The following is a 20,234-nucleotide window of genomic DNA, read 5'->3' as shown; positions in this document are numbered from 1 at the left end:
TCCGTAAGATCCGTTCATGACAGCGGACATCCTTCTTTCCCAGGGAGCGGGCCGGGACGGTGGCACGGGCCACTGGGCCCCCGGCGAGCAGGTGCTGTGGCGTTACCGCGGCAACGGCAGCGACGCGGTGCACATCTGCCGTCCGGTGACCGTGGTCCGCGACGACCCGGAACTGCTCGCGGTGTGGATGGCGCCGGGCACCGAGTGCGTCAAGCCGGTCCTCGCGGACGGCTCGCCGATCCACCACGAGCCGCTGGAGACCCGCTACCTCAGGCCGCGCACGACGTGCGTCGACCGCTGGTGGGGCGCGGGCGTGCTCAAGCTGGCCCGGCCGGACGAGCCCTGGTCGGTGTGGCTGTTCTGGGAGCAGGGCTGGCGCTTCAAGAACTGGTACGTGAACCTGGAGGAGCCCCTGCGCCGCTGGTCGGGCGGGGTCGACTCGGAGGACCACTTCCTGGACATCCACGTCACCCCCGACCGGGACTGGCAGTGGCGGGACGAGGACGAGTTCGCCCAGGCGCAGGCCGCCGGCCTGATGACGGCTGCGACGGCCGAGCGGGTGCGGGAGGCCGGCCGCCGGGCGGTCGACGTGATCGGAGCCTGGGGGCGGCCCTTCCGGGACGGATGGGAGCACTGGCGTCCGAATCCGGCGTGGCCGGTACCGGCCCTTCCGGTTGACTGGGATCGTCCGGCAAGGTGACCGCGTGAGCGGCTTGCCGGGGACCCCTGCCCCAATCGTAAGATCGTGGCCCATAGTGCTGCACAAAACACAGGCTCACACTAGAGTTTGACGCTATGTCACCAAGGTCATACGGGAGGCCCGGGCTGTGGGAGTCGGCGGCTACGAGGACATACGGCTGGACCGCACCGGCCAGGCCGAGGGGTTCGACGCCATAGGTGACCGCTACGACGAGGCCTTCCCGCACAAGGAGGGCCAGGTCACCGCGGGCGAACGGCTCCTGACGCGACTCCCCGCGGGCTCCCGGGTCCTGGACCTGGGCTGCGGAACGGGGCTGCCGACCAGCCGTCAGCTGGTCGAGGCCGGGCACAAGGTGACGGGTGTGGACCTCTCCGCGGGGATGCTCGCGCTCGCCCGCCGGCACGTGCCGAGGGCGGACTTCCACCGGGCCGACATCGCGGACCTGCGGACCGGCGGCCGCTACGGGCCGGGCGGCCCCGAGGACCTGGGCCGCTTCGACGCCGTCGTGGCCTTCTTCTCGCTGCTGATGCTGCCTCGGGTGGAGATCCCGCTGGCCCTGCGCAGCGTCCACGACCTCCTCCTCCCGGGCGGTATGTTCACCCTTTCGATGGTGGAAGCCGACGTGGACGACTTCGCGATTCCGTTCCTTGGTAACACCATCCGGGTATCGGGTTATCTACGGGATGAATTGCGCCAGGTGGTCGCCGAAGCGGGATTCACGGTCCTTGAGGAGGATTCGTACGCGTACGCGCCGCACAGCACCGAAGTGCCGCCGGAGGAGCAGCTCTTCCTGCACTGCCGACGACCCGCCTGACGCGGCTGCCCCGCCACGTGCCCGGCATGTGACGCACCCGACCGGATGGAACGACCAGCGTGAGCACGGAGCGCATTTCTGAGCAGGCCGCCGTCCAGGAGACGACGGCAGGCCCGGCACGTCCGGGCGACACCGAACCGGTACCGGATCCACGGGCCGGCTTCCGGCTGCCCGCGGACCCCGCCCCGGGCGACGAGGCGGTCGCGCCCCCGTCCGCGGCGCAGGCCCCCGGCCGGTCCCCGGACCCGGCCGGGGCAGGCGGCCGCCCGCGCCGGGGCCGCCGGGGCGGCGGCACCAAGCGTGGCGCGGCCGCCGGCGGCACGGGCGATCCCGGCGGCGCGGCCACGCCGCCGGCGCAGCGTCAGACCCCCTCGGACGCCCCCACGTCGGCTCCCGCCCCCGTCAAGCCCGGCCGCGGCGGCGGGCGTGCGCGCGGCGGACGTTCCGCGCGGCGGTCCTCCGAGGTGCGGGACCGTCAGGCCGCCCGGGTGGTGGCCGGGGAGGGCGTGGCCGCCGTCCAGCACATGACCGCCGTCCCCGCCGACGGCTCCCGCGGACGGCAGACGGTACGGCTGCGCACCCCCGAGGCCCCCGACGGTGCCCCGGCGACCGGCGAGTCCTGGAACCGCTCCGCGGGCCGGAACCGGCGGGCCGCCACCGCGATGGCCGCCCCCGTGGAGCCCGGCCGCCGGGCCACCGCGGGCGGCGGGACCCCGGGCGTCCCGGGCCCCGCGCAGCCGGAGGGCGGCGAGTCGCGCGCCCGTCAGCGCACCCCGGACACGACGCTGCCGACCTCCCGGGCGACCGGCCGGCAGGGCGGCCGCGGAGGCCCCGCGGGCGGGCACCCCGTCGACGAGGACTCCACCGGCGGCCAGCCGCTGAAGAAGATCGGCCCGCAGAACCGCGGCCGGGCGGGACAGGCCGAGACCGATCGGCTGCGCTACATCGGCGCGGCCACCCGCCGCATCGCCCGCGGCCTGGACCTGGACGAGATCGTGCTGGGCCTGTGCCGCTCCGCGGTGCCCGCCTTCGCCGACGCGATCCTGGTCTACCTGCGCGACCCGCTGCCCGTGGGCGACGAGCGCCCCTCCGGTCCGCTGGTGCTGCGGCTGCGGCGCACCGACCGGGTGCCGGACGAGGACGCCCCGGAGCCGGTCGAGGGCCTGCTCATGCCGGTCGTCCCCTCCACGGAGGGCGCCTACGGCTCGGCCGCCGAGGTCGTGAACGTCCCCACGGACGGCCCGCTGGCCGAGGTCCTGCGCGGGGTGCGGCCGGTGTTCTCCGAGAACGCGCAGTCCACGGCGGCCCTCCACGAGCTGGTCGGAGGCTGCCGGGAGGCCGAGTTCGGCGGGACGTTAGACCTTCCGGCCGGACGCCGGGCGATCCTGGCACCGCTGCGCGGCCGCCGCCGGGTGATCGGCGCGACCGTGCTGCTGCGCCGTCCCGAGCGCGCCCCGTTCGACCCGGACGACCTGCTGATCGCGGCCCAGCTGGCCACCCACACCGCGCTCGGCGTGGACAAGGCGGTGCTCTACGACCGCGAGGCGTCCATCGCCGACTCCCTGCAGCGCGAGATGCTGCCGGACTCCCTGCCGGAGCCCACCGGGGTCCGGCTGGCGAGCCGCTACCTGCCCGCCGCCGAGTCGGCCCGGGTCGGCGGCGACTGGTACGACGCGATCCCGCTGCCCGGCAGCCGGGTGGCGCTGGTGGTCGGCGACGTCATGGGCCACTCCATGACCTCGGCGGCGATCATGGGCCAGCTGCGGACGACCGTGCAGACCCTGGCGGGCCTGGACCTGTCGCCGCAGGAGGTGCTCTACCACCTGGACGAGCAGGCCCAGCGGCTCGGCCAGGACCGCATGGCCACCTGCATCTACGCGGTCTACGACCCGATAGCGCACCGGGTGACCATCGCCAACGCGGGCCACCCGCCACCGGTGCTGCTGCACGCCAGCGGCCTCGCCGAGGTGCTGCGCGTGCCGCCGGGCGCGCCGATCGGCGTGGGCGGCGTGCCCTTCGAGGCGGTGGAGCTGCCCGCCCCGGCCGGGGCGACGCTGCTGCTGTACACCGACGGCCTGGTGGAGTCACGGGCCCGTGACGTGTGGGGCGGCATCGAGATGCTGCGCGAGCGGCTGCACACGGCGTCGGCGGTGGTGTGCCCGCCGCCTCTGGAGCCGCTGTGCGACGAGGTGCTGGAGATCGTCGGCCCGGGCGACCGGGACGACGACATCGCGCTGCTGGCCGCCCGCTTCGACGGCATCGCGCCGCGCGACGTCGCCTACTGGTTCCTGGAGCCGCGGGCGCAGACGGCCGGCCGGGCCCGGAGGCTGGTGCGCCAGGCGCTCAGCCGCTGGAACCTGGAGCCGCTGGCCGAGGCGACGGAGTTGCTGGTCAGCGAGGTGGTGACCAATGCGGTGCGGTACGCCGAGCGCCCCATCACCCTGCGGCTGCTCCGCACCGACGTGCTGCGCTGCGAGGTCGGCGACGACGCCCCGACGCTGCCGCGGATGCGCCACGCCCAGCCGCAGGACGAGGGCGGGCGGGGGCTCTACCTGGTCAACCGGATGGCGCAGCGCTGGGGAGCGACCCGGCTGAGCGCCGGGAAGGTGGTCTGGTTCGAGATGGGCATTCCGGGCGGTGTCGACCGGTAGACACTCCGTGTCCGTACACGTTTTATTTTTGGACATTGTCCAGATCCATGGCGTGAAGCCATTGTCCGGCGTGCCGAGCCGGTGATTCAGTGTTTGTGTGGTCGTTAGCGACCAGGAGCCCCCGACGGACTCTTCCGAAGATCGACGGGAGGACACACTCACATGAGCACCCCCTACACCACCAACAACGCCGGGATCCCGGTGGAGAGCGACGCGCACTCGCTCACGGTGGGCTCGGACGGCCCGGTCCTTCTCCAGGACCACTACCTGATCGAGAAGATGGCGCAGTTCAACCGCGAACGGGTCCCGGAGCGTGTGGTGCACGCCAAGGGCTCGGGCGCGTACGGCGTCTTCGAGGTGACGAACGACGTCAGCCAGTTCACCAAGGCCGACCTCTTCCAGCCCGGACGCCGCACGGAGATGCTGGCCCGCTTCTCCACCGTCGCCGGCGAGCTGGGCAGTCCCGACACCTGGCGCGACCCGCGCGGCTTCGCCCTGAAGTTCTACACCGAGTACGGCAACTACGACCTGGTCGGCAACAACACCCCGGTCTTCTTCGTACGCGACGCGATGAAGTTCCAGGACTTCATCCGCAGCCAGAAGCGCCGTCCCGACTCCGGCCTGCGTGACAACAACATGCAGTGGGACTTCTGGACACTGTCCCCCGAGTCGGCACACATGGTCACCTGGCTGATGGGCGACCGCGGCGTGCCCAAGACGTACCGCCACATGAACGGCTACGGCTCCCACACCTACATGTGGGTCAACGGCGGCGGCGAGCGGCACTGGATCAAGTACCACTTCAAGACCGACCAGGGCATCGACTTCCTCACCCAGGAGGAGGCCGACCACCTCGCGGGCGCCGACGGCGATCTGCACCGCCGGGACCTCTTCCAGGCCATCGAGCGCGGCGAACACCCCTCGTGGACGCTGTACGTGCAGGTCATGCCGTTCGACGACGCCGCGGACTACCGGTTCAACCCCTTCGACCTCACCAAGGTGTGGCCGCACGGCGACTACCCGCTGATCGAGGTCGGCCGGATGACCCTGAACAGGAACCCCGAGGACTACTTCATCCACATCGAGCAGGCCGCCTTCGAGCCCAGCAACATGGTGCCCGGCATCGGCCCCTCGCCGGACAAGATGCTCCTCGGCCGGCTCTTCTCGTACGCCGACACCCACCGCTACCGGATCGGCCCCAACTACGCCCAGTTGCCGCCGAACCGGCCGCACACCGAGGTGCGCTCGTACGCCAAGGACGGCCCGATGCGCTACGAGCCGTCGCGCGCCGCCGCCCCCTACGCCCCGAACTCCGTGGGCGGGCCCGAGGCCGACATCGCCCGCTTCGGCGACCCGGCCGGCTGGGAGGTCGCGGGGAACATGGTGCACGAGCCGTACAAGCTGCACCGCGAGGACGACGACTTCGGCCAGGCCGGCACGATGGTCCGGAAGGTCCTGGACGACGCCGCCCGCGACCGGCTGGTCTCCAACGTGTCGGGCCACCTGAAGAACGGGGTCAGCGCCCCCGTCCTGGCGCGCGCGGTCGAATACTGGCGCAACATCGACAAGGAGGTCGGCGACCGCATCGCCGCCAACGTCAACGGCCTGTAGGCCGCACCTCCCCACGGCCGCAGCCCCGGAGCACGTGATGTCCGTCCGTGCCTCGGGGCTGCATCGCGCTCCGGGACGAAACCGGGCGGGCCGGGCTGCGAGCCCACCGCGTATCAGACGCGTCCCGGGCACGGAATGAGAAAGGACCTGTTCAGGAGGGGTCAGGTCACCGGTGCGTCACTATGCACAAGATCTATACACCGTAGGTATACGCGTCGTGTAGAGTCCTCGGTCATGAGCATCGGCCACACCCTGCTCGGACTCCTGGAGTCCGGCCCGCGTCACGGGTACGACCTGAAGCGGGCATTCGACGGCAAGTTCGGTCACGACCGCCCGCTGCACTACGGGCAGGTCTACTCGACGATGGCACGGCTGCTGAAGCACGGGCTGGTCGAGGTCGAGGGCATCGAGCCCGGCGGCGGCCCGGAGCGCAAGCGGTACGCGATCACCGACGCCGGGATCACCGACGTCGACAAGTGGCTCGCACAGCCGGAGAAGCCCGAGCCCTATCTGCAGAACACCCTCTACACCAAGGTCGTCCTCGCGCTGCTCACCGGGCGCAGCGCCGCCGGTCTGCTCGACACCCAGCGGTCCGAGCATCTGCGGCTGATGCGGGAACTGACCGAACGCAAACGGCACGGCGACCTCGCGGACCAGCTCGTCTGCGACCACGCCCTGTTCCACCTGGAGGCGGACCTGCGGTGGCTGGAACTCACCGCCGCCCGCCTCGACCTACTCGCGGCGGAGGTAGCCGAGTGAGCACCACGGACAACCTGATGGAAGCCGTCGACCTGCACAAGGCGTACGGCCCGACCCCCGCCCTGGACGGCGCGGAGTTCGCGATCCGCGCCGGTGAGGTGGTCGCCGTCATGGGGCCGTCCGGCTCGGGCAAGTCGACGCTGCTGCACTGCCTGGCCGGCATCGTCCGGCCGGACTCCGGCAGCGTGCTGTACCGGGGACGCGACCTGACCGCGATGAGCGACGCCGAGCGCAGCGCGCTGCGCCGCGGCGAGTTCGGCTTCGTCTTCCAGTTCGGCCAGCTCGTCCCGGAGCTGACCTGCGTGGAGAACGTCGCGCTGCCCCTGCGGCTGAACGGGACCCGGCGCAAGGAGGCCGAGGCCCGGGCCTCGGAGTGGCTGGCCCGGCTGGAGGTCGACGAACTGGCGGGCAAGCGGCCCGGCGAGATCTCCGGCGGCCAGGGCCAGCGCGTCGCGGTCGCCCGGGCCCTGGTCACCGGCCCGCGGGTGATCTTCGCCGACGAGCCGACCGGCGCCCTGGACTCCCTCAACGGCGAGCGCGTGATGCGCATGCTCACCGACGCCGCCCGCGACACCGACGCCGCCGTCGTCCTCGTCACGCACGAGACGCGGGTGGCCGCCTACTCCGACCGCGAGGTCGTCGTGCGCGACGGCAAGTCCCGCGACCTGGAGAAGGTGGCATGAGTTCCGGAACCACGACGCGGGGCGGCACCCTGTCCGGCTGGGTCCGCGATGTGGGCCTGGGCTTGCGTTTCGCCACCACCGGCGGACGCGAGGGCTGGACCCGTACCGCGCTCACCGCCGTCGGCGTCGGCCTCGGCGTGGCACTGCTGCTGGTGTCCGCCTCCGTCCCGGCCATGCTGGGCGCCCGCAGCGACCGCGGCTACGAGCGGGACTACTCCTGGTTCAAGGAGCCGCCCAAGGTCAGCGCGAGCACCGTGCTGTTCGCCGTGGCGAACACCACCTTCCGTGAGGACGAGATCCGGGGCCTGCTCCTCAAGGCCGAAGGCGACCGGCCCGCACTGCCGCCCGGCCTCACGAAGATGCCCGCCGCCGGCGAGATGGTCGTCTCCCCCGCGCTGCAGAAGCTGCTCGAGCAGCCCGGCAGCAAGCTGCTGCGCGAACGCCTGCACTACCGGATCACCGGCGTCATCGGCGACCAGGGCCTGGTCGGCCCCGCCGAGATGGCCTACTACGCGGGCAGCGACAAGCTCGTCGCGCGGTCGGCCGACGGCTCGACGGGCAACGCCACCCGCATCCCGTACTTCGGACGCGGCTCCGTCAAGCCGGAGCCGCTCGGGGGCGTGCTGTCCCTGCTGGTGATCATCATCTTCGTGGTGCTGTTGCTCCCGGTCGCGGTCTTCATCGGCAGCGCCGTCCGCTTCGGCGGCGAACGCCGGGACCGGAGGCTGGCCGCACTGCGGCTGGTCGGCGCGGACAGCCGGATGACCCGGCGGGTCGCGGCCGGGGAGGCGCTGTTCGGCTCCCTGCTCGGACTGGCCGTCGGCACCGCGCTGTTCCTCGGCACCCGGCAGTTCGCGGCCGACGTCACGCTGTACGACGTCAGCGTGTACCCCTCCGACATCACCCCGAGCATCGGCCTCGCCCTGCTCGTGGGCCTGGCGGTGCCGGCGGCGGCGGTCGCGGTCACCCTGCTGGCCATGCGCGGCATCGCCATCGAGCCGCTCGGCGTCGTGCGCAACGCGACGGCGCGACCGCGGCGCCTTTGGTGGCGCCTGCTGATCCCGCTGGCCGGCGTCGGGCTGCTGGCCCCGCTGTTCGGCGCGATCCGCAACGAGAGCAACGTCAACGCGTACCAGGTGACCGCCGGTGTGGTCCTGCTGCTCGTGGGGCTCACCGCCCTGCTCCCCTGGGTGGTCGAGTCGGTCGTCGGCCGGCTCCGCGGCGGCCCGGTGGCGTGGCAGCTGGCCACCCGCCGGATCCAGCTCCACAGCAGCGCCTCGGCCCGCATGGTCAGCGGCGTGACGGCCGCGGTGGCCGGGGCGATCGCCCTGCAGACCCTCTTCAGCGGGGTGCAGAGCGACTTCGTCCGCGACTCCGGCATGGATCCGCACCGGGCGCAGGTGGTCGCCAATCTGAGCGTCGCGAGCGGAGCCGACGGCCACCGGGTCGAGCAGGCCTTCGCCGCCACCCCGGGCGTGCGGGGCACGCTCACCGTCCTCTCCTCGTACGCCGTGCCGGCGGACACCTCCACCAAGAAGTCCACGGCCGACCTGCACTTCGCGCCGGTCCTGGTGGCCGACTGCGCCACCCTGCGCCAGCTGGTGGACCTCAGTCGCGGTTGCGCGGACGGCGACGTGTTCCTCGCCGACGACCCGCACGTCGTCGGCGACGCCGACTCGTTCGTGCGGCCGGGTCAGGCGATCGACCTCAACGCGCCGCCGGGCGAGCACTACACCGGCACGCCTCGTCTGTGGACCGTGCCGGCCGGCGCCCGCAAGGTGACCTCGATCACCGCGCCGGACGGCGACTACGAGTCGGGTGTGCTGGCCACCCCCCGGGCTCTGGACGTGGCATCGCTGCGCAGCCCGGAGGCGAAGGTCATGCTCCGGACGGACCCGCACGTGCCGGACGCGGTCGAGCAGATCCGCAACACCACGGATCGCCTCGACCTCTGGGCCGACGTGTTCCAGCTCCAGGCGAAGAGTGAGGACTCGAAGTTCGCCAACATCCGGCGCGGCCTGCTCGTCGGCGCTGCCGCCACCCTGGGCCTGATCGGCGCGAGCCTGCTCGTCTCGATGCTGGAGCAGCTGCGCGAGCGCAGGAAGCTGCTGGCGGTCCTGGTCGCGTTCGGCACCCGGCGCTCGGTGCTCGGGCTCTCCGTGCTGTGGCAGACCGCGCTCCCGGTCGCGCTCGGTATGGCCCTGGCCGTCGTCGGCGGTGCCGGGCTGGGCGCCGCCCTGCTGAAAATGGTCGGCGCGCCACTGGACCTCGCCTGGGGCAGCGTCGCCGCGATGAGCGGCATCGCCGCGGGGGTCGTCCTGCTGGTGACCCTGTTGGCCATGCCGCCGCTGTGGCGCATGATGCGGCCGGACGGGCTGCGCACCGAGTGACCCCGGGCGGTTCGCCCGTCAGCGGGCGAACCGCACCGGAAGCGGTTTCAGGGCACCGCGCAGCGCGGAGGCGAAGGCCTCGAACTCCTCCGCGCGCGCGGTGCCCGCGCGCATCGCCAGCGCGATGCTCCGCGACGGCGCCGGGTCCGCGAAGTACCCCGTGGCGAGGTCCGCGCTGCGTCCGGTCTCCACCGGGACCGCCGTGCGCGGAAGCAGCGTCACCCCGAGCCCGCCGGCCACCAGTTGTACCAGTGTGGACAGTCCCGCCGCGGTCGTGGTGGCGGTGGCCCCCTCCGTGCGGCCCGCCTCCCGGCAGACGTCCAGCGCCTGGTCGCGCAGGCAGTGGCCCTCCTCCAGCAACAGCAGGTCCAGCTGCCGCAGGGCCTCCCGCGGGATGTCCGTCCGTCCGGCCAGCCAGTGGTCCCGCGGGGTGACCAGGACGAAGTCCTCGTCGAAGAGCGGTAGTTCGGCGACGGAGGGAACACCGAGCGGGACGGCGAGCAGCAGCAGGTCGAGGCGGCCCGCCGCGAGGCCGTCCAGCAGCGAGGACGTCTGCTCCTCGTGCACCTGGAGGTCGAGTTCCGGGTACGCGTCGTGGACCAGCCGCAGCACGGTCGGCAGCAGATAGGGCGCGACCGTGGGGATCACCCCGAGGCGCAGCACCCCGGTGAAGGGCGCGCGCGCCGCCTCCGCCTCGTCCAGCAGGTCGCCGAGCGCCTCCAGCACCGCCCGCGCCCGGACCGCGACGCGCTCCCCCGCCGAGGTCAGCAGAACCTTGCGGGTCGTGCGCTCCACGAGGACCACTCCGAGCGTCTCCTCCAGCGCGGCGACCGCCCCGGACAGCGCCGGCTGGCTCGTCCCGATCGCCGAGGCCGCGTCCCTGAAGTGCAGGTGCTCGGCGACCGCCGCGAAGGCCCGCAACTGGGACAGACTGGGCTGGCGCTGGGTCGCGCGCTGACTGGCGATAACCGCCTCCGATCAAGAAGCTCCAGTCTAGTCGCGCAGCCGATCAATGGCCTGGGGCCCAGGCGGCCGCGGACCCTAGCCGAAGCCGTCACTCTCCGCAGCGACCTCATGGATCGATAAGTGCGGCCGATCAATGCCACCCGCTGCGGCGATTTCACTGATCAAAGGGCGCATGGCAGGGTGATCGGGACCAGACAAGGGACCGGTGCGCCACCCCGCAACCGGCTCCCCACCCTCACAAGGAGTGCGCGTGCTCACCGTCGGTGACAAGTTCCCCACGTTCGAACTGACCGCCTGTGTGGACCTCGACCCGGAGAAGGCCTTCGCCCAGATCGACCACAAGTCGTACGAGGGCAAGTGGAAGGTCTACTTCGCGTGGCCGAAGGACTTCACCTTCGTCTGCCCGACGGAGATCGCGGCGTTCGGCAAGCTGAACGACGAGTTCGCCGACCGTGACGCGCAGATCCTCGGCTTCTCCGTGGACTCCGAGTTCGTGCACCACGCCTGGCGCAAGGACCACGAGGACCTGCGCGACCTGCCCTTCCCGATGCTGTCGGACATCAAGCGCGAGCTGTGCACCGACCTCGGCATCCTCGGCGAGGACGGCGTCGCCCAGCGCGCCACCTTCATCGTGGACCCGAACAACGAGATCCAGTTCGTCATGGTGACCGCCGGCTCCGTCGGCCGTAACCCCAAGGAGGTCCTGCGGGTCCTCGACGCGCTGCAGACGGACGAGCTGTGCCCCTGCAACTGGAAGAAGGGCGACGAGACCCTCGACGTCGTCAAGCTGCTGGCCGGTGAGTGACCGTGGCGCTCGATGAGCTGAAGTCCGCGCTGCCGGACTACGCCAAGGACCTCAAGCTCAACCTGGGCTCCGTGATCGGCAACTCCGAGCTCCCGCAGCAGCAGCTGTGGGGCACGGTGCTGGCGACCGCCATCGCCTCCCGCTCCGCGATCGTGCTGCGCGCGCTGGAGCCCGAGGCCCGGCAGAACCTCTCGCCGGAGGCGTACCAGGCCGCCAAGGCCGCCGCCGCCATCATGGCGATGAACAACGTCTACTACCGGACCCGGCACCTGCTGTCGGACCCGGAGTACGGCAACCTGCGGGCCGGTCTGCGGATGAACGTCATCGGCAACCCGGGCGTCGACAAGACCGACTTCGAGCTCTGGTCGCTGGCGGTCTCGGCGATCAACGGCTGCGGGATGTGCCTCGACTCGCACGAGCAGGTGCTGCGCACGGCGGGTGTCGAGCGCGAGACGGTCCAGGAGGCCTTCAAGATCGCCGCCGTCGTGCAGGCGGTCGCGGCGACCCTGGACGCCGAGGCGGTCCTCGCCGACGCGTGACGCGTGCTCCCCGGGGCCCGGCCACCCTTGCGGTGGCCGGGCCCTCGGGTTGTCAGGCGCCGGGCGACCGCGCTCGACGCCTGACAACCCGGTGGAAGTGCGGGGACTGCGGCAGCCGCCGGGGACCACGCCGTCCTCGAAGGCGCGGGCCGGGCCGTAGGCGTCGGCGAGGCAGGCCTCCAGTGCCCTGACCCGCCGGGGCGGTCCTGGCCGCACCCGGCCGCTCGAACATCTCGTCCCATGCGCCGGTCACGGTGCGATTCCCGGGGAGCGCGCACGCGCGCGGCCGCCCCGAGGGGCGGCCGCGGCACCGGGTGTCACGCCGTCAGGCGGTCCCCTCCGGCGTGCCGTCGGGCAGCCCGGGCGCGCCGACCGGCGCCACCTCGGCGGCCGTCGCGCCGTGCGGCGGGGGCTCGTCGGCCATCGCCGACTCCCGGGCGTGGGCGCGCAGGTAGCCGACGACGGTGTTGGCGACCGCGACCAGCGGCACGGCGACGACCGCCCCGCCGATCCCGGCGATGAGCGAACCCGCCGCCACCGAGAGGATCACACCGAGCGGGTGCACCCGCACCGCCCGGCCCAGGATGAACGGCTGCAGGATGTGGCCCTCGATCTGCTGCACCAGCAGGACGACGAAGAGCACCATCAGCGCCGTGAACGGACCCTCCGTCACCAGCGCCACCACCATCGCGATGGCGCCCGAGGCGACCGCGCCGACCAGCGGCACGAACGCGGCCAGGAAGATGATCACGGCCAGCGGCACCGCCATCGGCACCCCGAGGAAGAAGATGCCGATGCCGATGAAGATGGCGTCGATGAGGGCCACTATCACCGTGCCGCGCACATAGAGGGTGAGCGTGCGCCAGGCGCGCGGCCCGGCGCCGCCGAGCCCGTCGCGGGCGGCCACGGGGAAGAGCTTGAGGAACCAGTTCCAGATGTTCCGGCCGTCGTAGAGCAGGAACAGCGTGCTGAACATCGCCAGCAGGATGCCGGTCAGCATCTCCACCACGACGGTGACGCCCTGCAGCCCGGCGTCGGTCAGCGCCTTGGAGTTGGTGCCGATCGCCTCCTGGAGGTTCTTGGCGATCTGGTTGATCTGGTCCTCGGTCACGTGGAACGGGCTGTTGAGCAGCCAGCGCTTCAGCTCGGTGACGCCGTCCTGGAGGCTGTTGGAGAGGTTGTCGACGTTCTCCATGACCTGCCAGACCACGAACCAGCCGACCAGGCCCATCATCACGAAGCCGCCGATGAAGACGATGGCCGTGGCGAACCCGCGCGGCACCCCCATCCGCTTCAGCCGGCCCACGAAGGGCTGCAGCAGCGCGGTGATCAGGAGCGCGGCGACGAAGGCGAGGACGACGAGCTGTATCGTGCCGATCACCCGCATCAGCACCCAGACGGTGCCGGCCAGCACCAGCAACCGCCAGGCGAGTTCGGCGGCGACCCGCATGCTCCACGGCACCTGGGCGACCGGGTCGCCGGGGCCGGAGGCCCGCGGCACGTGCCGGCGCGCGATCTGCTCCTCCTGGCGGCGGGCCTCCTCGCGGGCGCCCGCGGCCGCGGCACGGCGCTGCTCCTCCAGCCTCCCGGCGAGCTTGGCCAGCTCCGACGCCAGCCCGGAGCCCCATTGGCGCTTCTCCGACATCACTTCCCCTGTCCCCCGCCCCCCGGCCTGTCCGACCGCACCACCGTACGCGCAACAAGCCCCCGATCCCTCAAGGGGTCGGGGGCTCGTCGGCGTTTTGTGGACAGGCGGCCTAGTACCAGTGGTTGGCCTGCCAGAACGACCAGGCACCGCAGGGGCTGCCGTAACGGACGTTCATGTAGTTGAGGCCCCACTTGATCTGGGTGCCGGGGTTGGTGCGCCAGTCGGCGCCCGCGGAGGCCATCTTGGAGCCGGGCAGGGCCTGGACGAGGCCGTAGGCGCCGGAAGAGGCGTTCGTCGCGGTGTAGTTCCAGCCGCTCTCACGGGTCACGATGTTGGAGAAGCACTGGTACTGGGAGGCGTCGCCGATGATCCCCTGCGCCATGGCCTGGACTTCGGCGACGGTGTACGAGGCCTTGACGACCAGCGCGGCGCGCTCGGCGGCGCGGGAGGCCTCCTTGGCCTTGCGCTCGGCCTCGGCCTTCTCCTCCGCCTTCTTGCGGGCAGAGGCGTCCTTGGCGGCCTGCTTGCGGGCCGACTCCTCGGCGGCCTTCTTGGCCCCGGCGTCGGCGGCGTCGGACTGCGCCTGCACCTGCTGGGTCAGGGAAGCCTGCTGAACCTGCTGTCCCGCGGGTATGTCCGCGAGGACGGTCGGCGCATCGGCGGCGGCGACGGGCTGTACGACGCCCTCGCTGCCGGAGGCGACACCGACGACGGCGCCCACAGTGGTGACCGCAGTGGCCGAAGCCACCGCGAATCCCCGGACCGAGATCCGGCTCACACGGTTTCCTTCCAGCGTCGCCCGCTTGGTGACCTCGCGGACGCGATCGTGCCCCTTCGCACTGGCTCCTACTGCACCGGTCACAGAAGCACTGGCCCGGTGGGGCTCCCCCCGACGGGGCGGGAGTCCGCTGATTCAACTCGGGCGGCCCACGGCGAACGCTGTTCAGTTCTGAGGTTCCGTACGTTTGCGGGTACGGGTGTGCCGAGGGCGGGGGCCTGACAGAACCGACAGCCTGCCGTAGCCGGACGCGTCAACGCAATTCCCCGTTGCGTGTCAAAGCTCACACGCCACGTGGGCCACAGAAATTTCCGTTACGCATCCGTAGCCTCCGCGGACGGCGCTAGGCTGCTGCGCCCTTGCGGCGCAGCAGCCTAGCGGACCGTCCAACTCGCCTGTTACGCCCGGCCGTCCTCCAGCATCTCCGTCACGAGCGCGGCGATCGGCGAGCGCTCGGAGCGGGTCAGGGTGATGTGCGCGAAGAGCGGGTGGCCCTTGAGCTTCTCGACGACGGCGACCACGCCGTCGTACCGACCCACCCTCAGGTTGTCGCGCTGGGCGACGTCATGGGTCAGGACGACCCGGGAATTCTGCCCGATTCGGGACAACACGGTCAGCAGGACGTTGCGCTCCAGGGACTGCGCCTCGTCGACGATCACGAAGGCGTCGTGCAGGGAGCGGCCCCGGATGTGCGTGAGGGGCAGGACCTCCAGCATGCCGCGCGCCACGACCTCCTCGATGACCTCCTTAGACGTCACCGCGCCCAGGGTGTCGAAGACCGCCTGGGCCCACGGGCTCATCTTCTCGGCCTCCGAGCCCGGCAGGTAGCCGAGCTCCTGGCCGCCCACGGCGTACAGCGGCCGGAAGACCATGACCTTCTGGTGCTGCTGACGCTCCAGCACCGCCTCCAGCCCCGCGCACAGCGCCAGCGCCGACTTGCCGGTGCCGGCCCGGCCGCCCATCGACACGATGCCGACGTCCGGATCGAGCAGCAGGTCCAGCGCGATCCGCTGCTCGGCGCTGCGGCCGTGGATGCCGAAGGCCTCCCGGTCGCCGCGCACCAGCCGGACCCGGCCGTCGGCCGTCACCCGGCCGAGCGCCTTGCCGCGTTCGGACTGCAGGACCAGACCGGTGTGCACCGGCAGCCCCTCCACGTCGGGCAGGTCGACGGTCTCCGACTGGAAGAGCTCGTCCACCTCCTCGGCCGCGATCTGCAGCTCGTGCATGCCCGTCCACCCGGAGGTGATCGCCAGCTCGGCCCGGTACTCCTCGGCCAGCAGGCCGACGGAGGAGGCCTTGACGCGCAGCGGCAGGTCCTTGGAGACGACGGTGACGTCGTACCCCTCGGCCTGGAGGTTCCGGGCGACCGCGAGGATCCGCGAGTCGTTGTCGCCCAGCCGGAACCCCGCGGGCAGCACGCCCGGGTCCGAGTGGTTCAGTTCGACGCGCAGGGTGCCGCCCAGCTCGCCGATCGGGATGGGTGCGTCCAGCCGCCCGTACCGGATCCGGTACTCGTCGAGCAGCCGCAACGCCTGGCGGGCGAAGTAGCCGAGCTCGGGGTGGTGGCGTTTGGCTTCCAACTCGGTCACCACCACGACCGGCAGGACCACCTCGTGCTCGTCGAAGCGGAGGAGGGCATGCGGGTCGGCAAGCAGCACGCTGGTGTCGAGTACGTAAGTGCGCCGGTCGTGCTCACGGCGATTCTTGCTGGTCACCACGTGTGGACGAACCCCCTCGGAAGAGGTGCGGGTGCGACGGCGTCGCGCGGGACAGGGCCGGGACCGACCAGAAGGGCCGGACCGCGGCCCTTCGAGTCGACGCGGTCAATGCCGTCCGAGTCAAGGGTTGACAACGGCACGTCCGTGAGCAATGGGCCTCCCGGGCGGACGGGCCAGGTGCCGTCCGCTTCTGTCCGACATCCATGGGCCGGATGTCGGTCTGACGGGTCTATTCCCTCGAAAGTGAAGGCCTATGCGACTGCATATGACAGGTGTTGGCCCGGGCCCTACCCTTGCCGTCCCGTCGCCGCGCGTTCCCGCGCCCTTCGCCGGGACGTAATCAGGCCACCGCGCCTTCCGCCGTTCACCGCGACCACGGTGTGGCGCATCTCTCCCCGGTACCGCCGTTCGGGTGACACCCGAAGCCGGGGTCCCGCGCTCAGGACCCGTAGCGCCGGTGCCGCGCCGCGTAGTCGCGCAGCGCCCGCAGGAAGTCCACCCGGCGGAACGCCGGCCAGAACACCTCGCAGAAGTAGTACTCCGAATGCGCGCTCTGCCAGAGCATGAAGCCCGACAGGCGCTGCTCGCCGGAGGTGCGGATGACGAGGTCGGGGTCGGGCTGGCCGCGGGTGTAGAGGTGCTCCGCGATGTGGTCGATGTCGAGGATCTCCGCGAGGTCCTCGATGGAGGTGCCGCGGCCGGCGTGCTCGTGGAGGAGGGAGCGGACCGCGTCGGCGATCTCCTGGCGGCCGCCGTAGCCCACGGCGACGTTGACGAGTATGCCCTCGACGCCCTCCGTGGCCTGTTCGGCCTCCTTGAGGACGGACTGGGTGCGGGCGGGCAGCAGGTCCTTCGCGCCGACGTGGTGGACACGCCAGCGGCCGGTCGCGGCGAGGCCGCTGACCGCGTCCTCGATGATGCCGAGCAGCGGGACGAGCTCCTCCGCCGGGCGGTCGAGGTTGTCCGTGGAGAGCAGCCAGAGCGTCACGACCCCGACGCCGGTCTCCTCGCACCAGCCGAGGACCTCGGTGATCTTGTCCGCGCCGGCCCGGTGGCCCTGCTCGGTCGTGCGCGCCGCGGCCTTGGCCCAGCGGCGGTTGCCGTCGAGGATGACGCCGATGTGCTTCGGGGCCTGGGCCAGGTCGAGACGACGCTCCACACGATGGGCGTACAGGTCGGTCAACCTCAGACGTACCAGGTCGCGCAGATTCATTGGCGGGCCCCTCCTGCGGTCGTCACCCCTTCGCCACCCTACTGCGCGCGTCTGCGGGCCGCCGAACCGGGTGCGAGGCTGTGGACCACCGTCGTGATAGGACCGTTTCTGTGGATATTCGTTCTCTCTACCGCGCCGCCGACGAGCGCTACGACGCCATGGCGTACCGCCGTACCGGCCGCAGCGGCCTGAAGCTCCCCGAGATCTCGCTCGGGCTCTGGCACAACTTCGGTGACGACCGCACCCTCGACTCGCAGCGCGCCATCCTGCGCCGCGCCTTCGACCTCGGCGTCACCCACTTCGACCTGGCCAACAACTACGGCCCGCCCTACGGTTCGGCCGAGAGCAACTTCGGGACCATCCTCGCCCAGGACTTCCGGCCGTACCGCGACGAACTGGTCATCTCGACCAAGGCGGGGTACGACATGTGGCCCGGCCCGTACGGCGAGTGGGGCAGCCGCAAGTACCTGCTCTCCTCGCTCGACCAGTCCCTGGGCCGGATGGGCCTGGACTACGTCGACATCTTCTACTCGCACCGGTTCGACCCCGACACCCCGCTGGAGGAGACGATGGGCGCCCTCGCGTCCGCCGTCCACCAGGGCAAGGCGCTCTACGTCGGCATCTCCTCGTACAGCGCGCAGCGCACCCGCGAGGCCGCCGGACTGCTGCGCCAGATGGGTGTGCCGGCGCTGATCCACCAGCCCTCGTACTCGATGATCAACCGCTGGGTCGAGGACGACGGGCTGCTGGACGTCCTGGACGAGGAGGGCATGGGCTGCATCCCCTTCGTCCCCCTGGCCCAGGGCCTCCTGACGGACAAGTACCTGAACGGCATCCCCGAGGGATCGCGGGCCGCCCAGGGCAAGTCCCTCGACCCCACCCTGATCACCGACGAGGTCGTGCGGCGGCTGCGCGGCCTCAACGACATCGCCTCCCGGCGCGGCCAGTCGCTGGCGCAGCTCGCGCTGAGCTGGGTGCTGCGCGACAGGCGGATCACCTCCGCGCTCATCGGGGCGTCGAGCGTCGCCCAACTGGAGGCCAACGTCGCCGCGGTGGGCGCCGCCCCGCTGACGGCCGAGGAGCTCGCCCAGATCGACGAGTTCGCCCTCGAGTCGGGCGTCAACCTCTGGTCCCGCAGCAGCGACGCGTGACAAGCGACGCGTGACGTCGGCGGGCGCCCTGGTCAGGACGGCAGCAGCGGTCCGGCCAGGGCGCCGGCCAGGATGAACGGCCCGAAGGGCAGCGGCGTCCGGCGCCCGGCGCGGCGAGCCGCCAGCAGCACCAGGCCCGTGACCGCGCCCAGCCCGAAGGCAGCGAAGGTGCCGGCGGCGAGCGTCCCCCAGCCGTACCAGGCGAGGACCAGGCCCGCGGTGGGGGCGAGTTTGACGTCGCCGAAGCCCATGCCGTCCGGGTTGACCAGGTGCAGGGCGAGGTAGAACAGGCCCAGCGCGGCCGCCCCCAGCAGCGCCCGGGGCCAGGAGCCCTCGTGGCCCGGGAGCAGTGCGGCCGCCCCGAGCAGCGCGGCCGTCCCAGCGGCGGCGGGCAGTGTCAGCACGTCCGGGAGCCGCAGCACCGTCAGGTCGACGCGGGCGAGCAGCACTCCGAGCGGGACGAGCAGCAGCCACACCGTCAGCTCGGGCCGCGGCCCGGTCGCCGTCGCCACCGCCGCGCAGACCACGGCGGTGAGCAGCGCGGAGCGCCAACCGGACGCCGGGTGCCCGGCGTTGCGCACCGGCCCCGCCCAGCCGCGCCATCCGCCCGGATAGGGCAGGTCCGCCGGGCACCGGTCCAGCCGGGGCCGCTCCGGCGCGACGGACAGGCGGTACGCCGCGCGCGGCAGGGCGAGCCCCGTGACGGTTCCCCACACGACGGCCGCGGCGATCGGATAGACATGCATCGCGCCCGACCGTACACGGGCGCACCACGCGAAGGGACGTGAGCCGCATGGGTGACCTCCGCCGCGACGGGACCGGGCTGCTGCGCCTCGCCGGGGCCACGGACGGGGCCACGGACGGCGCGGGACGGGCGGACGGCGCGGGGATACCGCTGGAGATCGCGGCCTCCTACCGGGCCCGCACCCGGGGGCTGCTGGGCCGTACGGGCATCGCCGGGGCGCTGCTGCTCACTCCCGCCGCGAGCGTGCACACCCTGGGCATGCGCTTCGCCATCGACGTCGCCTACCTCGACCGCCGGCTGCGGGTGCTCGCCGTCCGCACCATGCCGCCGGGCCGGCTCGGCCGCCCGCGGCTGCGGGCCCGTCACGTGCTGGAGGCGGAGGCCGGCGCGATGGCGGCCTGGGGCCTGGTGCCGGGTACGGAGGTGACCGTGGAGAAGCAGGCGGGGCGGGACGGGGCGGCCGGACACCGGTCCGGGGCCTAGAAGCCCTCGCCCCCGAAGCCGGCGGGGTCGGAGACGCCGCCGAAGGCGTCGGCGAACTGCACACCACCCACGACCAGCACGATGCCCACGGCGACGAAGAGCCCCAGGAACGCGAGCGTCAGCGCGAGTTGGCCGTACGGCACCCGGTAGCCGGCCGGGACGACCAGCGCCCGCTCCGGCGCCCCGGGGACATAGGCGACCGTCAGGCGGTCGCCCTCGATCGTCGTGCCCGGCGCGCCCGGGTCCTCGAAGCGCACGTCGCGGCCGTCGGCGGTGCGGAACTCGAAGACGAAGTGCTGCCGTGAGCGGGTCGGGCCCTCACTCGTCGAGCCCACAGTCGTGTACACCCGCACGCAACGCCCTTCGGCGCGCGACCCGCCGTGCACGGCCCGCCGGATCCACAGCAGGCGGTGGCCGGCGCGTACCGCGATCGCCAGCGGTACGAGCGTGATCAGCACGGCCACCAAGGTGAAGACCACCGGTATCGCAGCGTCCATCGGCATCCCCCGTCACTGCGAGGGGGCGCACGCCCCCGTCGTCGTACGGAGACACCCGGCACGCCCGGGCGGTTCCCGCCGGA

18 protein-coding genes are annotated in these 20,234 nt (G+C 72.2%); 11 read left to right on the top strand and 7 right to left on the bottom strand.

Translation table 11 applies throughout. The features are described from left to right. Positions 1–16 precede the first annotated feature (16 nt). The 7 genes from B085_RS0125300 (at position 17) to B085_RS0125270 (ending at position 9,608) form a co-directional block, all read left to right on the top strand. Positions 17–700, top strand: a complete 684-nt coding sequence (locus B085_RS0125300) for a DUF402 domain-containing protein (protein ID WP_037732393.1) — start codon at positions 17–19, stop codon at positions 698–700. Between the two features lie 127 nt (positions 701–827). Continuing rightward, positions 828–1,514 carry a class I SAM-dependent DNA methyltransferase gene (locus B085_RS0125295; protein WP_018561399.1) on the top strand — a complete coding sequence of 229 codons (687 nt, stop codon included), beginning with the start codon at positions 828–830 and terminating at the stop codon, positions 1,512–1,514. A gap of 59 nt (positions 1,515–1,573) precedes the next feature. Then, positions 1,574–4,165, top strand: coding sequence for a SpoIIE family protein phosphatase (locus B085_RS0125290; RefSeq protein WP_026251420.1), 2,592 nt, complete (start codon positions 1,574–1,576; stop codon positions 4,163–4,165). A gap of 162 nt (positions 4,166–4,327) precedes the next feature. Beyond that, positions 4,328–5,776, top strand: a complete 1,449-nt coding sequence (locus B085_RS0125285; protein WP_018561398.1) for a catalase — start codon at positions 4,328–4,330, stop codon at positions 5,774–5,776. Positions 5,777–6,010: 234 nt separating this feature from the next. Then, on the top strand, positions 6,011–6,535 hold the full coding sequence (locus B085_RS0125280; protein ID WP_018561397.1) for a PadR family transcriptional regulator: 525 nt from the start codon (positions 6,011–6,013) through the stop codon (positions 6,533–6,535). A gap of 17 nt (positions 6,536–6,552) precedes the next feature. Beyond that, positions 6,553–7,218 (top strand): ABC transporter ATP-binding protein, encoded by a 666-nt coding sequence (locus B085_RS0125275; RefSeq protein WP_199789237.1) that lies wholly within the window; start codon positions 6,553–6,555, stop codon positions 7,216–7,218. Next, positions 7,215–9,608 (top strand): FtsX-like permease family protein, encoded by a 2,394-nt coding sequence (locus B085_RS0125270; protein WP_018561395.1) that lies wholly within the window; start codon positions 7,215–7,217, stop codon positions 9,606–9,608. Before B085_RS0125275 ends, B085_RS0125270 begins: the two co-directional genes overlap by 4 nt. An 18-nt stretch (positions 9,609–9,626) precedes the next feature. Here the strand turns inward: B085_RS0125270 and B085_RS0125265 are convergent, their stop codons facing one another. Further along, a complete protein-coding gene (locus B085_RS0125265; protein WP_018561394.1) occupies positions 9,627–10,529 on the bottom strand; it encodes a hydrogen peroxide-inducible genes activator in 903 nt (300 codons plus the stop codon). Positions 10,530–10,824: 295 nt separating this feature from the next. Here B085_RS0125265 and B085_RS0125260 point away from each other — a divergent pair, with 295 nt between their 5' ends. Both B085_RS0125260 and B085_RS0125255 read left to right on the top strand, forming a co-directional pair. After that, entirely contained in the window at positions 10,825–11,379 is a 555-nt protein-coding gene (locus B085_RS0125260) for a peroxiredoxin (RefSeq protein WP_018561393.1), read from the top strand. A gap of 2 nt (positions 11,380–11,381) precedes the next feature. Continuing rightward, a complete protein-coding gene (locus tag B085_RS0125255) occupies positions 11,382–11,918 on the top strand; it encodes an alkyl hydroperoxide reductase (protein WP_026251418.1) in 537 nt (178 codons plus the stop codon). Positions 11,919–12,243: 325 nt separating this feature from the next. Here the strand turns inward: B085_RS0125255 and B085_RS0125250 are convergent, their stop codons facing one another. From B085_RS0125250 to B085_RS0125235, 4 genes are all read right to left on the bottom strand, one after another. After that, entirely contained in the window at positions 12,244–13,563 is a 1,320-nt protein-coding gene (locus B085_RS0125250; protein ID WP_018561391.1) for an AI-2E family transporter, read from the bottom strand. A 112-nt stretch (positions 13,564–13,675) separates the two neighbouring features. Further along, on the bottom strand, positions 13,676–14,344 hold the full coding sequence (locus B085_RS0125245; protein ID WP_018561390.1) for a transglycosylase SLT domain-containing protein: 669 nt from the start codon (positions 14,342–14,344) through the stop codon (positions 13,676–13,678). A gap of 398 nt (positions 14,345–14,742) precedes the next feature. Beyond that, the gene (locus B085_RS0125240; RefSeq protein WP_018561389.1) at positions 14,743–16,062 is read right to left on the bottom strand and encodes a PhoH family protein; all 1,320 of its coding nucleotides are present in this window, start codon (positions 16,060–16,062) and stop codon (positions 14,743–14,745) included. Positions 16,063–16,501: 439 nt separating this feature from the next. Beyond that, entirely contained in the window at positions 16,502–17,275 is a 774-nt protein-coding gene (locus B085_RS0125235) for an isoprenyl transferase (protein WP_018561388.1), read from the bottom strand. Positions 17,276–17,385: 110 nt separating this feature from the next. Here B085_RS0125235 and mgrA point away from each other — a divergent pair, with 110 nt between their 5' ends. Next, positions 17,386–18,426: an L-glyceraldehyde 3-phosphate reductase gene (gene mgrA, locus B085_RS0125230; RefSeq protein ID WP_086020731.1), complete on the top strand. Its 1,041-nt coding sequence runs from the start codon at positions 17,386–17,388 to the stop codon at positions 18,424–18,426. A gap of 32 nt (positions 18,427–18,458) precedes the next feature. Here the strand turns inward: mgrA and B085_RS0125225 are convergent, their stop codons facing one another. Next, positions 18,459–19,172: a prepilin peptidase gene (locus tag B085_RS0125225; protein ID WP_018561386.1), complete on the bottom strand. Its 714-nt coding sequence runs from the start codon at positions 19,170–19,172 to the stop codon at positions 18,459–18,461. A gap of 47 nt (positions 19,173–19,219) precedes the next feature. Between B085_RS0125225 and B085_RS0125220 the strand changes: the two genes are divergently transcribed. Beyond that, positions 19,220–19,654 (top strand): DUF192 domain-containing protein, encoded by a 435-nt coding sequence (locus B085_RS0125220; protein ID WP_018561385.1) that lies wholly within the window; start codon positions 19,220–19,222, stop codon positions 19,652–19,654. On the opposite strand, the gene B085_RS43710 is transcribed toward B085_RS0125220, so the two are convergent. Then, positions 19,651–20,151, bottom strand: coding sequence for a DUF3592 domain-containing protein (locus B085_RS43710; RefSeq protein WP_158689822.1), 501 nt, complete (start codon positions 20,149–20,151; stop codon positions 19,651–19,653). The two genes, B085_RS0125220 and B085_RS43710, sit on opposite strands and share 4 nt — an antisense overlap. Positions 20,152–20,234: the final 83 nt, after the last annotated feature.

It is taken from the genome of Streptomyces sp. BoleA5, from assembly GCF_000373665.1.
Lineage (GTDB): Bacteria > Actinomycetota > Actinomycetes > Streptomycetales > Streptomycetaceae > Actinacidiphila.
Note: the sequence above shows the minus strand (reverse complement) of the source record. Positions and strands in the feature narration are given on the sequence as shown.